Genomic DNA, 13470 nt, shown 5'->3' with positions numbered 1-13470 from the left:
CAATCTTCAATTATTTCAACGAGAAAAAAAGCCGTTCGGATGAGGAACGACTTTTCTCTTGTGATGATTATGCTTTTTTTACTCTTGGACTTCTTGGTTTATTGTACTTATTTGCTTGTTTAATCGCTCTTCGTTCTTCATTTAATGATTTGTACAGGGATACAATCATTAAAATGATGACAACAGAGAACGGTAAAGCAGCAAGTTTGGCTGTGTTTTGCAAGGCCTGAAGACCGCCTGAAAATAAGAGCACTGCCGCTACTGCTGACTGGATAATACCCCAGCTGATCTTTACACTATTCGCTGGATTTAATGATCCATAGGTTGTCTGCATTCCGAGAACGAATGTAGCTGAGTCTGCTGATGTGATAAAGAATACCGCAATTAAAATCAGTGCCAGAATGGATGTAATCATGGCGAGTGGGTATTCATTTAAAACACCAAACAGCATCGTTTCAGTAGACATGTTTGCAACATCGACGATATTGTTCTGTTGTAAGTCCATTGCAGATACACCAAAGATCGAGAACCAAAGGAACACGAGGATGGAAGGAGCCACTAAGACACCAATTAAAAATTCTCGAATGGTTCTCCCGCGTGAAACCCTTGCAATAAAAATACCGACAAATGGCGACCAAGAGATCCACCATGCCCAATAGAAGATGGTCCATCCATTAATCCATTCTCTCTTTTCTGGATCATTTGGTGATAATCTAAAGCTCATCTGTACAATATTTGATAAGTATTGTCCGATTGAATCAGTAAATGAATTTAAAATATACACAGTTGGTCCAACAATGAGTAAAAAGAACATGAGTAAAGCAGCAAGAATCATGTTTGTGTTACTTAAATATTTAATCCCTTTACCAATACCGCTCCAAGCAGAGAGAAGGAACAGGACCGTGACGATTGCAATAATGATGAGCTGAGTCAGGAAGTTATTTGGAATTCCAAATAAATAGTTTAATCCGCCATTAATTTGTGCGGCACCTAGTCCTAAACTAGTAGCTACACCGACCACCGTTGCAAATACTGCGATGCAATCAATGGTTTTTCCAATCCATCCATGAATTCTGTTCCCGAATACTGGGTATAAGGTGGAACTGATTAATCCAGGTGCATCTTTTCTAAATTTAAAGTATGCAATGCAAAGGGCGACAATTGCATAAATGGCCCATGCATGAAGTCCCCAGTGGAAAAAGGTATAACGAAGGGAATCACGGAAGGCTTGTGCATTTTCCGTCTCGCCTGTTGGGGATTGAATGGCAAAGTGGCTGATCGGTTCAGCGGCTCCGTAAAAAACAAGCCCAATGCCCATTCCAGCACTAAACAGCATGGCGAACCAAGAAAAAAGACCAAATTCAGGCTCTTCACCTGGCTTTCCTAACGTAATTTTTCCGATAGGGCTAAAGATAAAGAATAGACAAAAGCCGACTAGCAGCGATACGACTAATAAATAATACCAGCCAAAGTCATTTGTAATGTATGTTTGAATTTGATCTGTCACATTTTGCAGCGTATCTGGAGAAAGGGCTCCCCATAGAACGGCAATAAATGTGATAGCAATCACAATCCAAAATACACTTGATACGTTTTTCACACCATCTCACTCTCCTGTTGTTCTACACGTTTAAGCAGAGAATTTAATTTAATATCCCCTGTCTCAACTATTTTCAAACAAAAAGAGGCGAGTTTCTCACTCGACCTCTATTTTACCGTAACATGTTTTCCTTCCATTTATCAACCATCGATATGTGAAGATGACTTTTCTTCAATTCGTTTGCGCAGACGGTAGACATATTCTTTTAAACAAACAGCGAAAATCGTAAACGCTAAAACAATGGCGACTTTTAACGGGGTAATGGACAGCTTCATAAAGAAAGCGGCTGTCAAACTAATGACAACTGCAAGGACAATCGGAAGTGCGCGTCTAATCATTGAAATCTCTCCTTTACTTCTAGTGCGGCATTCATGCCAGCTAACCTGCCTGTCACAAGTGCTGACGTAATATTGTAACCGCCTGTGTAACCGTGAATATCTAAAATTTCTCCGCAGAAATAAAGACCGTTCATTTTTTTGGATGCCATTTTCTTCGGTTCAATTTCTTTGACAGAAACGCCGCCTCCTGTAACAAAGGCTTTATCTAAAGAAAGCGTCCCATTTGCATGGACGATGAAATGTTTACAATCATGAGCAAAAGCGCGCAGTTTATCTTTAGCGAGACCAGAAAATGTCTCCTGCGGATCAATGCCATTTCGTTCTAAAAGGAACAATAAATAGCGCTCTTGCATCCAAGATTTCAGGACATTTTTAATGGCTTTTTTTGGTTCATCTTTTAGATCGCGATGAAGCTTTTGGAATAGCTCCTCGTCATTGAGCTTTGGGTATAAGTCAATTTGAAGACGGACGGCCGGTTGCTTTTTCAGTTCCTTCACAACAAATCCGCTGCATCTCAGAACGGCAGGACCTGATAAGCCAAAGTGTGTAAAGATCATATCCATGACATGAGTGACGACGGGTTTTCCTTTTTTATTTAAAACACTCACGGCCACACTTCTTAATGAAAGACCTTGAAGCACTTTGTCCTTAATAAAACGCTCGTCTGACGTGACGGGTACTTCTGTTGGGAAGAGCTCTGTAATGGTATGACCAGCGGCTTCTGCCCATGCATAGCCATCGCCAGTAGAGCCTGTATGCGGCACACTTTTCCCGCCAACAGCAATGACAACGGCATGACTTGAAATTTTTTCATCATTATTTGTAACAATTCCAGCTGCTTGTCCGTCTTGATACAGAACGGTTTTAATCTTTTCATTCGTTCGAATGGTCACATTGAGCACGCGGAGCCTATCTAATAGGGCATCCACAACAGATTGTGCTTTGTTTGAGACAGGGAACATACGTCCATGGTCTTCTTCTTTTAGTTCAATACCTAGATTTTCAAAGAACGAAATAATATCCTCGTTATTGAACTCAGAAAATGCACTATATAGAAAACGGCCGTTTCCGGGAATATGCTTGATGATTTCTTCTACTGGAAGGCGATTGGTCACATTGCAGCGTCCACCGCCAGAAATGGCGAGCTTTCTGCCAAGTTTGTTTCCTTTGTCAATTAACAGAACCGATGCACCGTGTTCTGCCGATGCAATCGCGGCCATCAGTCCAGAAGGTCCACCGCCAATGACAATGACATCATAATGTTTCATGTTACATTCCTCTTTCTACTTTCAGTCATTTCTCTATTATAACGAAGATTGGGGAAGGCTGAAATATGAATTGATTGGTTTTGTGACTTCTGTATTGGATTTGTTACCTGTGCGATGAAATGATGTGTTAAAATAGTTAAGTTGAATATTCATTAGAAAAATGGTGGTTAAGCGCATGTCTAATAAACTGCTTCGTGGTACGTTGGTTTTAACGATAGGGACTTATCTCTCTCGTATTCTTGGTATGATTTACTTAATTCCATTTAGCGCAATGGTCGGAGCGACTGGTGGTGCGCTATTCCAATATGGATACAATCAGTATACGATCTTTTTAAGTATTGCTACGCTCGGCTTTCCAACAGCGGTATCGAAATTCGTCTCTAAATATAATGCAATTGGCGATTATGAGACAACAAGAAAAATGTTCAGGGCGGGTATGTCGGTCATGCTTGTCACCGGTATTATCGCCTTTTCTATTTTATATTTGACCGCACCGATTTTCGCCAAGATTCAGCTTGGAGGATCGAATGAAACGGGCGGTTTGACGGTCGATCAAGTGGTTTATGTGATTCGGATGGTCAGTTTGGGTCTATTGGTTGTACCCATTATGAGTCTTGTGCGAGGGTTTTTCCAAGGGCACTCGATGATGGGCCCGACAGCTGTTTCCCAAGTCATCGAACAACTTGTCAGAATCATCTTCCTATTAACAGCGACGTTTATCATTTTAAAAGTGCTTGACGGTGGTCTTGTTATTGCGGTTGGTTATGCCACATTTGCCGCACTCATTGGTGCGTTTGGCGGTCTATTTACGCTTTATTTATATTGGCTGAAGCGGAAAGATCGGCTTTTGGCAATGCAGCCGAATACAGGGGACTATTCTGGATTATCTTATAAGCAAATGTTTACAGAGCTGTTCAGTTATGCAGCACCCTATGTATTTGTTGGACTTGCCATTCCGATTTATTCTTATATTGATACAAATACAATTAACAGAGCGATGATTGCATCAGGACATCAGGATATTAGTACAGCGGTTCTGTCTATTGTGACGTTATATTTACCGAAGCTTGTCATGATTCCTGTGTCACTTGCAACTGCATTTGGTTTAACATTGATTCCAACCATAACGGAATCCTTTACAGCGCGAAATTACAAGCTGCTGAATCGGCAAATTGATCAAACGATGCAGGTCATTCTATTCTTCGTTCTGCCTGCTTCATTTGGTATCTCGGCATTGGCTGGACCAGTTTATTGGTTTTTCTATCCGTCTGTGCATCCTGAGATTGGAACTTCTATTTTGTTTTGGTATGCACCTGTTGCGTTATTGTTTTCTTTATTCACCATTAATGCAGCCATTTTACAAGGGATTAACAAACAAAAATTTGCGATCGTCAGTCTTTTGTTAGGGATTATCATTAAAACGGTTCTTAATATCCCGCTGATTAGCTGGCTGCAAGGAAACGGTTCTGTGCTTGCAACGGCATTAGGCTACAGTGCCTCGATTTTGTATATGTTCATCATGATCAAGCGCCATGCAGGCTATTCGTTCCGCAGGATTTTCAAACGGTTTATTTTAATTGGTATTTTAACGGCAATCATGGCTGTAGTGGCTTATGTGACATGTCAGCTTGTGAGTCAAGTCATTTCATATGAAGGTGGAATCGTACAAGCTGGTATTGTTATTTTGATTTCAATGATTACTGGCGGCGGTGTGTATATGTTCTTATCTTATAAAGTTGGATTGTTAGAGCGTGTACTTGGCAGCCGGATGCCGTCATTTTTAAGAAAAAAGAGTTAAGAAGAGGTGGAGAAGCATGAGGCTTGATAAATTGCTGGCCAATACCGGCTTTGGTTCAAGGAAAGATGTAAAGAAGCTGGTCAAGGCCCGGGCCGTCACAGTGAATGGAGAAGTGGCGAAGCAGGTGAAAGATCATGTCGATCCAACAAATGATGAAGTGCTCGTGCATGGAGAGCGTGTAGAGTATAAAGAATTCATTTATCTCATGATGAACAAGCCAGACGGTGTCATTTCAGCAACGGAGGATCTGCGAGATGAGACGGTTGTTGATCTACTAGAGCCAGAGGATATTGCAAGGGAGCCATTCCCTGTAGGGAGACTGGATAAGGATACAGTCGGTCTCCTCCTCCTTACAAATGACGGCCAGCTTGCTCATCAATTGCTATCTCCGAAAAAGCATGTCCCGAAAACGTATGAAGTTCATCTAAAATACCCGCTTGGAGATCAAGACATCACTCGTCTTGAAGAGGGAGTTGTGATTTTAGACGACTACCGGACGAAGCCGGCGAAGGTTGAAGTAGATGCCAACCAAGAGGCAGATACACGGATCCGTTTAACGATTACTGAAGGGAAATACCATCAAGTGAAGCTGATGGCACAAGCAGTGGGCAATGAAGTGATCTTTTTAAAACGGCTCTCGATGGGGGCTGTTTCATTAGACGAAGATTTGGCGCCAGGAGAATACCGTGAATTGACGGAGGAAGAGTTAGACAGCTTAATCAATCGTGATTAATATAGAGAAAATGAAAAGAACCGGCATATCGCCGGTTCTTTTTGTTATATGGAAGTTCATTATTCGCTTATGATGATATTTTTACTTTTTTTCTCGTTGTTTCCCATTTGCCTCTGCTTGGACTATGAACAAGATCGTTATAGGCAAGCACGTTTAAGTCTCTTTGGATGGTTCTAGGTGTGATCCCGAATTCATCAACCAGCTCTTGTGTCGTCACAAGACCTTTCTCTTGAATGAACATATAAACTGATTTTATTCGAGTCATCATACGGTTTGTTGAAGGTTTCAAAAAACCACTCCCTATCAATAAGATCGGATGGACTTGACTAACCACAACTTACTACACTAAAACTGCGACATAAGGACATGCAACAATGGTAAATGTTCGTGTTTCTTAATGTTTTATTCTATTATACACGTTATTATGCATCTAGTTCCACCAAAAAGTCAACTTTACGTGTTTTTAAACTTGTCTTCATGAATGAAATTATGTTATATATCATGATTTGAATCCGGTTACAACCCAATAAACACAAGGCGTATAAAGAAGTTTATCACTTAAGAAAGATCAAAAAATAAACACAGAAAATTTACAAAATAAAAAATCATTTATACAAAAAAGACACATTCAAATGAGAAATGTGTCTTTTTATTTTGGTTATCCTTCTAAGAAAAAGAGCTGCACGAAAAATAAGACGGCAAAAATGAGCACAAGAATATGCACTTCTTTCCATTTTCCTTTTGCCAGCTTCACAAGAGGATATGAAATAAATCCTAGTGAAATCCCAGTAGAGATGCTAGATGTCAGCGGCATGGAAAGAATCACAAGAAAAGCAGGAAATGCTTCGTCAAGCTCATTCCAGCGAATACGTGACACTGAATTCATCATCAAACAGCCGACAATGATTAAGACAGGTGAAGTGATGGACGGCAAAGACGAAATGGCTTGAACGAGTGGACCAAAAAACAAGGCCACAATAAACAATGCAGCAACGGTTAAAGAGGTCAGTCCAGTTCTTCCGCCAGCAGCAACTCCTGATGATGATTCAATGTAAGCTGTGGTTGGGCTTGTTCCAAACATTGAGCCAATTGTCGTTGCAGCAGAGTCAGCAAGTAAGGCTCTGCGTACTTTTGGGAGCTGACCATTTTTCATTAAACCTGCTTGTTCCGCAACCCCGATCATTGTTCCTGTTGTATCAAAAATCGTCACAAGTAAAAAGGAGAAGACAACAGCATACAAGTGATGGGAAAATACATCGCCAAACGCAGCGAATGGGTTTGTAATCAGCATTCCTTCAGGCAGTGCTGGGGTATCCACTAGCACTTTAGGAAAATGAAGCTGGCCTGTTGCAAGTGCAATTAATGTGGTTGCTAACATGCCGATAAACAGCGCTCCATTCACTTGAAGAACCATTAATATGACAGAAATCATTAAACCAACGAGTGTCAAAATGACAACAGGTGAGCTTAAATTGCCAAGCTTCACAAGATTTTGTGGATCAGCAGTGATGATTCCAGACTGTCTTAGCCCAATGAATGCAATAAATAATCCGATACCTGCTGTAATCCCGTACTTTAAATTATCTGGAATCGCCTCAATGAGTTGTTTTCTAAGGGATGTTAACGATAAAATAATAAAGAGTATTCCAGCAACAAATACCGCACTAAATGCTGTTTGATAGCTGAGACCCCCACCACCGACAACAGTGACGGTGAAATAGACATTCAGCCCCATACCTGGTGCAATGGCAATTGGATAGTTTGCAAAGAGTGCCATCCAGAGTGTACCGACAACAGCAGCGATAATGGTTGCAGTAAAGACTTGGTCAAAAGGAATGCCTGCATCTGAAAGGATTCCTGGATTGACGGCTACAATATATACCATCGTAAAAAATGTCGTCATACCAGCGAGTAATTCTTTCTTTATGTTGGTTTGGTTCTCTTTTAACTGAAACATAAAATCCTCCATTTACGAACATTATTACAAAACACTTAATATAATATTCGTTTTAAGGGTGGATTGCAACCTTTTTTCAAGGAGGAATGGAAAAATGAATTGGGAAGCAGAAGTCATACGAAAAAAAGACAGTTTGATTCAAGATACACAATCTTTTTTACAAATTGAAAGTGTCTTGGATGAAGAAGGCGGCACAGAAGGAAAACCGTTCGGTGAAAAAGTGGATGAGGCTCTTCAGTATTTGCTCAAAAAAGGGCAGGACGAGGGCTTCAAAGTGAAAAATGTTGATGGTTATGCTGGTCATATTGAATATGGAGAAGGCGAAGACATCGTCGGTGTGCTATGCCATGTGGATGTCGTGCCTGCGGGTGACGACTGGACAACCCCACCATTTTCAGCGGACATAAGAGAAAATAAAATCTTTGCAAGAGGAGCCATTGATGATAAAGGGCCGACCATGGCGGCGTTTTACGCATTGAAAATGTTAAAAGATGCCGGTCTGCCGCTGTCGAAAAAGATTCGAATCATCATTGGCACAGATGAAGAAAGCGATTGGCGCTGCGTCGATCACTATTTCAAGCATGAGGCGATGCCACAAATTGGGTTTGCACCAGATGCTGATTTTCCAATTATTCATGCTGAAAAAGGGATCATAGATGCCATCGTATCCTTTACATACGAACAATCAGAAGAAAACAAGCGTTACATCCTCAAGCAATTCACATCAGGCATGCGTCTCAATATGGTTCCAGATGAGGCTCGCGCAATTGTGGCAGCAGCAAACGATCACGATGCTGAAGCATTAAAAACGGCTTTTGCAGCCTATCTTGCGGAAAATCAGTTAACCGGTGAGGCAAACCATACAGCAGATGGACTGACATTCACATTAAAAGGTGTATCAGTTCATGCAATGGAGCCGGCGAATGGCACAAATGCGGGCATTCATATGGCGAATTTCTTATGTGAGCATGAATTAGATGAAAGAGGGCTCGCATTTACATCACAAATAAAGGCTTTATTTGATCAAGACACAAGAGGACAAAAACTCGGCATCGCTTGTAAGGATGATATTAGTGGTGACTTGACCTTGAATGTTGGCACAATCCGCTATTCGCAAAACGAAGAAGCGAAGCTTGGGCTGAATGTCCGCTATCCCGTAACTGCGGACGGTGAGGAAGTCAAAAAAGGGATTGAACGAATAAAAGGGGCAGCGATTGAGAAATTTGATGACAGTCCACCTCATCACGTCTCAAAAGACCATCCACTTGTGAAAACATTACAGCGTGTCTACGAAGAACAAACAGGAGATCCTGCCCATCTTATTGCAATTGGGGGAGGAACGTATGCAAGGTCATTAGAAGCAGGTGTTGCCTTTGGTCCTCTATTCCCAGGAAGACCTGATTGCGCACATCAAAAGGATGAATATATCGAAATCGATGATTTACTAAGAGCAACTGCGCTATATGCACAAGCCATGTATGAATTGGCGAAATAAGAAAGAAAAGAGAAGAGGGGATTCACCGTGAAAAAAATGTTCTTATGCTCTTCATTCAAAGACAGCTATTCTCTCTTGTCTGACTTTGCAGGTGACACCTTAAAAGGAAAAAGTGTGACATTCATTCCGGCAGCCAGTGAAGTGGAAGAAGTCACGCACTATGTCGATGCAGCAAAAGAAGCCTTTCATCAATTAGAAATGCGTGTAGAGACTGTTCATCTGCCCAAGCAAACGGTTCAGGAGATCACACAGATCATTGGAAAGAATGATGTCATTTATGTATCTGGCGGCAATACTTTTTATTTGCTGCAAGAATTAAGAAAGCACGGACTCGATCGTGTATTGAAAGAAGAGATCGGCAAAGGCAAGCTGTATATCGGAGAATCCGCGGGGAGTATTATCATGGCGCCAAGCATTGAATACATCTCACTGATGGATGATCAGGAGAAAGCACTAGAGTTATCCTCCTTTGAAGGATTCGATGAGATCAACAGCTATCCGGTACCGCATATAAACAATCCTTATTTAGGTGAAGCCGCGCAGCATATCATAGAGAAAGATCAAAATACGCTCTCTTTATGCCCGCTCACTGATGAACAAGTTTTGCTTGTGACAGGCGAACAGACTGAGGTCAAGACGGTCTGAGTTGTTCATATGACGATGAAAAAGGAACAGGAGCATACGCCCTGTTCCTTTTTTAATCTTGAAACACATCACTTGATAAATAACGTTCACCCGTGTCTGCTGTCATACAAATGACAATGTGATCCTTTGGCATTTGCTTGGCCGCTTCAATCGCTGCATAGCATGCCGCACCAGATGATGGACCGACTAAAATACCTTCAAGACGGGCGAGCTTTCGTGTGATGTCGTAAGCATCTTCATCACTCACTTGCACAATCTCATCATACACCTGTTCGTTTAAAATATGTGGGATAAATCCTGGACTTGTGCCAACAAGCTTATGTTTGCCAGGTTTCCCGCCTGATAAAACAGGAGACCCCTTTGGCTCTGCCACATGTATCGTCAATTCCGGGAATGCTTTTTTGAGTTCCTCTCCAGTGCCTGTAATGGTTCCGCCCGTTCCAGCAGTTGCGACAAAAGCGGCAAGGGGCTGCCCGATCTGTTGCACTGCATCGATAATTTCTACAGCCGTTGTCCCTCTATGAGCATCGGGGTTCGCACCGTTGTCAAATTGCATGGGAATAAAGCTGTTAGGAATTTGAGCAGCTAATTCTTCTGCCTTGCGAATACAGCCTGGCATTTTTTCCTCCCCTGGGGTTAAGACGACCTGTGCGCCGTATGCCTTTAAAATATTGATTCTTTCTTGGGTCATCGAATCAGGCATGATCAGAATGGCTTTGTAGCCTCTTGCAGCAGCGTTCATCGCTAAGCCAATTCCTGTATTCCCGCTCGTTGGTTCAATAATTGTTGCCCCTTTTGTGAGCTTTCCTTGTTTTTCTGCCTCAAGGATCATATTGTAAGCAGCCCGATCTTTTACACTTCCGCTAGGATTAAATGATTCCAGTTTTAAATAAACAGCAGCGCCATGTTCTGGCTGAAGGCGCTGTAATTTTACAAGTGGTGTATGACCTATTAATTCAGCTATATTTTGTGCAACCTTCATCATGTGACACCCTTTCTTCTCATTCCGCATTACTTTAGTTATACTATCATCAATGGGGATTCGTAAAGTTTGTTAAAAAGGACAGGTGAAAATATGGCCGAAAGCCGTCATTATTTTATCGGGATTCCAATCCCTGAACAACTCGCGTATCAAATGAAAGCGGATATAGACAAGAGGAGCGGACTTTCCTTTCAAAAATGGACAGAACCCACTGATTATCATGTCACCCTTGTGTTTTTAGGCGCGATTCCAGAGGACCGTTTAAATAAGATATCTGAGCTGCTTGAACAGCTGTCTCATGAGGTGTCTGTTTTCCCGTTGAAGCTGAATGAAGTAGGAATATTTGGTCAAAAGGAGCGGCCGAGAGTCTTTTTTGCAAAGCCTAGTGAAAGTAAGCCTTTGATGGATCTAAGAGAAAAGGTAAAAACAGCCGTTTTGACAGCAGGTCATCCTGTCGAAAAGAGACCCTTTCATCCACATATGACGATTGCGCGCAAATGGAATAGAGAACAGTCCTATATAGAACAAGCGCCCTTACGGAAAGAACCATATTCGATGGAGGTTTCTAGTATCGCTTTATTTGAAATTCGTCTAAAAGAAACCCCACGTTATCACGCGATCAAACAATTTACACTACATAAATGATTCTAGAGGTTGGAGTGAGCAGCAGATGGCGCAAATTATTAAAATCCAAGATTATATATCACGATATGAACAAGACCCGCATCATTACATCAATCAGTTTATTCGGTTGAAAAAACAAAGGTGGGACGAGTTAAAAAAGGCTTCAAAAGAGCAGGTGCAAAAGCAGGCTGACCAAGCCACCGAGCAAGCACCTGAGCAAGAGGAAGAAAAGAGAAAGAAATTCTCCTTAAAAAGAAAGCAAAAAGAAGCCGATATGAAAAAGGAACGGGACCTGAGTCTTTTTAACGAGCCAACAGATATAGAACAAGGTGTTTTTACAAACGTTCCTACCGATGAAACGAAGCTGATTCACTTTTTTAAGGATCATCTTTACGATGTTCAATTAAAATGGGCCAGCTCGACGATCTCTCATATTTCAACTGTCTCTCACCACATTCGATATGATGAAAAGCTGCGGATGCTTGCAAGGCAGCTGCCAGATTCTTATTTTGTGATGTACAAGCCGGTGCTGCTCATTCAAAAAGCTGAGATGGAATTGTGTCCAGTGCTCATTACGCCGCTTGAAGTCATCTGTTTATCTTTCTTAGAAGCAGAGCCAGACAGCGTATATATTGGATCGAAGGAACGTTTTTGGGAAAAGCGGGCGACTGGAAAAGCTGTTCAATCCGTCTTGAACCCTTGCGCAAGCCTTCTTCGCTCTGGAACTGTTGTGTCAAAAATTTTACAGCAAAGTGGTGTGGAGCTTCCTGTGAAAAAAATCCTCATCAGCCGCACCTCGTATATTGATTTGCCCGAAGTTCCATTCGGGATGGAGGTTGTCGATAAGAAGAAAGCGGAGGATTGGTTTGAAAAGCAGCGGAAAAACACCGCGCCGACAAAGCACCAGCAATTTAAGGCGACAAAGGCATTGCTCGCTTATGGTGAATCAGACAGCAAAAGAAGGCAGGAATGGCTTGATTAAAGGCATATCAAGGTCACCAAAAAATGAGACCTGAGTGGAGCTAATATATGAATGAATGGTACTTTATCGTCAATCCAGCAGCAGGACAAGGAAAAGGACTCCGCACTTGGAGAAGCATAGAGAAAGAATTACAAAAGGTAGAGATCTCATACAGATCGTTTCTTACCCAGCATGAAGGACATGCCGAAGTTTTGGCGAGACAGATTAGCGCTATGCAAGACGACAGATTGAAACGGTTGATCGTCATTGGCGGTGACGGCACAATTCATGAAGTGCTAAATGGTTTAAAAGAAATCGATCATGTGCAGCTAAGCTTTGTCCCAGCAGGTCATTGGAATGATGCTGCGAAGGGGCTGGGCATCCAGCGTCATGATGTGATCAAAGAAGTGAGAAAACAAAAGAGGATGCTGACGAAAACATTTTCTCTCGGTTCCTTTCAAGATCATGCAGAAAGTCCGCAATCTGTTCTTTTTCTCAATCATATTGGTGTTGGGTTTGATGCGCATGTTTTGAAGAGAACGGTACATTTTAGAGGGAAAAAGTGGCTCAACCGACTCAAACTCGGGTTTATCATCTACCCGCTGTCTTTTCTACATTCGTTATGGTCATTCAAACCGTTTGACCTTGCTCTTTTTATTGAAAATGAGAGAAAAGTATTTCGCCAAGTGTGGTTTGTGATCGTATGTAATCACCCTTATTATGGGGGCGGGCTGGAAGCAGCGCCCGAAGCGAGTGCGAGGCAATCAGGATTTCAAACGCTCGTTGTCACGGATTTGAATCCATTGAAAGTTCTCTTATTTTTAAGTGCAATGGTTTTTAAAAAGCACCTTGTAATGGAGGGAGTCACCCTTTTTCAGCATGAAGAAGCCTACTTGGAGGCAGATGAAAAAATCTTATTTCACGCCGATGGAGAAGTGATTGGCGCCACTCCAGTGTTTGTTAAGGCTAGTGATCGATCGTTAAAATTACGTGGCTAAGAAGCAGCCAGTGTGCGCACGAGCAAAAGAAACATGAAAAAAGACTTCCTTTTTCATAAGGTTCTTGTCCT

Annotated in this window: 13 protein-coding genes; 7 read left to right on the top strand and 6 right to left on the bottom strand. The window is 41.9% G+C overall.

Annotation, left to right across the window (positions count from 1 at the left end):
* Positions 1–67: 67 nt before the first annotated feature.
* The 3 genes from MHI41_RS13700 to MHI41_RS13690 all read right to left on the bottom strand — a co-directional run bounded on the left by MHI41_RS13700 (position 68) and on the right by MHI41_RS13690 (position 3206).
* Positions 68–1600, bottom strand: coding sequence for a BCCT family transporter (locus tag MHI41_RS13700; RefSeq protein WP_019743704.1), 1533 nt, complete (start codon positions 1598–1600; stop codon positions 68–70).
* Positions 1601–1740: 140 nt separating this feature from the next.
* The gene (locus MHI41_RS13695) at positions 1741–1938 is read right to left on the bottom strand and encodes a hypothetical protein (protein ID WP_019743705.1); all 198 of its coding nucleotides are present in this window, start codon (positions 1936–1938) and stop codon (positions 1741–1743) included.
* On the bottom strand, positions 1935–3206 hold the full coding sequence (locus MHI41_RS13690) for an NAD(P)/FAD-dependent oxidoreductase (RefSeq protein ID WP_019743706.1): 1272 nt from the start codon (positions 3204–3206) through the stop codon (positions 1935–1937). Before MHI41_RS13690 ends, MHI41_RS13695 begins: the two co-directional genes overlap by 4 nt.
* A gap of 175 nt (positions 3207–3381) precedes the next feature.
* Here MHI41_RS13690 and MHI41_RS13685 point away from each other — a divergent pair, with 175 nt between their 5' ends.
* The gene (locus MHI41_RS13685) at positions 3382–5004 is read left to right on the top strand and encodes a polysaccharide biosynthesis protein (protein ID WP_019743707.1); all 1623 of its coding nucleotides are present in this window, start codon (positions 3382–3384) and stop codon (positions 5002–5004) included.
* 16 nt (positions 5005–5020) lie between these two features.
* Positions 5021–5737, top strand: coding sequence for a pseudouridine synthase (locus MHI41_RS13680; protein WP_017367874.1), 717 nt, complete (start codon positions 5021–5023; stop codon positions 5735–5737).
* 67 nt (positions 5738–5804) lie between these two features.
* Here MHI41_RS13680 and MHI41_RS13675 read toward each other — a convergent pair whose 3' ends face one another.
* Both MHI41_RS13675 and MHI41_RS13670 read right to left on the bottom strand, forming a co-directional pair.
* Positions 5805–6026, bottom strand: coding sequence for a DeoR family transcriptional regulator (locus tag MHI41_RS13675; protein WP_008356419.1), 222 nt, complete (start codon positions 6024–6026; stop codon positions 5805–5807).
* A gap of 369 nt (positions 6027–6395) precedes the next feature.
* On the bottom strand, positions 6396–7694 hold the full coding sequence (locus MHI41_RS13670; RefSeq protein ID WP_017358329.1) for an NCS2 family permease: 1299 nt from the start codon (positions 7692–7694) through the stop codon (positions 6396–6398).
* Positions 7695–7788: 94 nt separating this feature from the next.
* Here MHI41_RS13670 and pepV point away from each other — a divergent pair, with 94 nt between their 5' ends.
* Positions 7789–9189 carry a dipeptidase PepV gene (pepV, locus tag MHI41_RS13665; protein WP_212338386.1) on the top strand — a complete coding sequence of 467 codons (1401 nt, stop codon included), beginning with the start codon at positions 7789–7791 and terminating at the stop codon, positions 9187–9189.
* A gap of 27 nt (positions 9190–9216) precedes the next feature.
* The gene (locus tag MHI41_RS13660) at positions 9217–9834 is read left to right on the top strand and encodes a Type 1 glutamine amidotransferase-like domain-containing protein (RefSeq protein WP_017367872.1); all 618 of its coding nucleotides are present in this window, start codon (positions 9217–9219) and stop codon (positions 9832–9834) included.
* 52 nt (positions 9835–9886) lie between these two features.
* On the opposite strand, the gene cysK is transcribed toward MHI41_RS13660, so the two are convergent.
* The gene (gene cysK, locus MHI41_RS13655; protein WP_224558583.1) at positions 9887–10819 is read right to left on the bottom strand and encodes a cysteine synthase A; all 933 of its coding nucleotides are present in this window, start codon (positions 10817–10819) and stop codon (positions 9887–9889) included.
* 90 nt (positions 10820–10909) lie between these two features.
* Here cysK and thpR point away from each other — a divergent pair, with 90 nt between their 5' ends.
* Genes thpR through MHI41_RS13640 form a run of 3 tightly spaced genes read left to right on the top strand, consistent with a single transcriptional unit; the run spans position 10910 to position 13399 of the window.
* Complete coding sequence (gene thpR / locus MHI41_RS13650; protein ID WP_060781647.1) at positions 10910–11461, top strand: RNA 2',3'-cyclic phosphodiesterase; 552 nt, start codon at positions 10910–10912, stop codon at positions 11459–11461.
* Between the two features lie 25 nt (positions 11462–11486).
* Positions 11487–12422, top strand: a complete 936-nt coding sequence (locus tag MHI41_RS13645; RefSeq protein WP_008343036.1) for a hypothetical protein — start codon at positions 11487–11489, stop codon at positions 12420–12422.
* Between the two features lie 47 nt (positions 12423–12469).
* Positions 12470–13399, top strand: a complete 930-nt coding sequence (locus tag MHI41_RS13640) for a YegS/Rv2252/BmrU family lipid kinase (RefSeq protein ID WP_057079190.1) — start codon at positions 12470–12472, stop codon at positions 13397–13399.
* Positions 13400–13470: the final 71 nt, after the last annotated feature.

The organism is Bacillus sp. FSL M7-0307 (assembly GCF_038627835.1).
In the GTDB taxonomy this organism is placed as follows: Bacteria; Bacillota; Bacilli; order Bacillales; family Bacillaceae; genus Bacillus; species Bacillus altitudinis.
The sequence above is the reverse complement of the archived record's forward strand: the minus strand, read 5'-3'. Positions and strand labels throughout refer to the sequence as shown.

Bases quoted from the DNA above. Each gene is read 5' to 3' on its own strand.
- thpR (WP_060781647.1), top strand. From the start codon at position 10,910: ATGGCCGAAAGCCGTCATTATTTTATCGGGATTCCAATCCCTGAACAA.
- MHI41_RS13670 (WP_017358329.1), bottom strand. From the start codon at position 7,694: ATGTTTCAGTTAAAAGAGAACCAAACCAACATAAAGAAAGAATTACTC.
- MHI41_RS13645 (WP_008343036.1), top strand. From the start codon at position 11,487: ATGGCGCAAATTATTAAAATCCAAGATTATATATCACGATATGAACAA.
- cysK (WP_224558583.1), bottom strand. From the start codon at position 10,819: ATGATGAAGGTTGCACAAAATATAGCTGAATTAATAGGTCATACACCA.
- MHI41_RS13690 (WP_019743706.1), bottom strand. From the start codon at position 3,206: ATGAAACATTATGATGTCATTGTCATTGGCGGTGGACCTTCTGGACTG.
- MHI41_RS13680 (WP_017367874.1), top strand. From the start codon at position 5,021: ATGAGGCTTGATAAATTGCTGGCCAATACCGGCTTTGGTTCAAGGAAA.
- pepV (WP_212338386.1), top strand. From the start codon at position 7,789: ATGAATTGGGAAGCAGAAGTCATACGAAAAAAAGACAGTTTGATTCAA.
- MHI41_RS13640 (WP_057079190.1), top strand. From the start codon at position 12,470: ATGAATGAATGGTACTTTATCGTCAATCCAGCAGCAGGACAAGGAAAA.
- MHI41_RS13685 (WP_019743707.1), top strand. From the start codon at position 3,382: ATGTCTAATAAACTGCTTCGTGGTACGTTGGTTTTAACGATAGGGACT.
- MHI41_RS13695 (WP_019743705.1), bottom strand. From the start codon at position 1,938: ATGATTAGACGCGCACTTCCGATTGTCCTTGCAGTTGTCATTAGTTTG.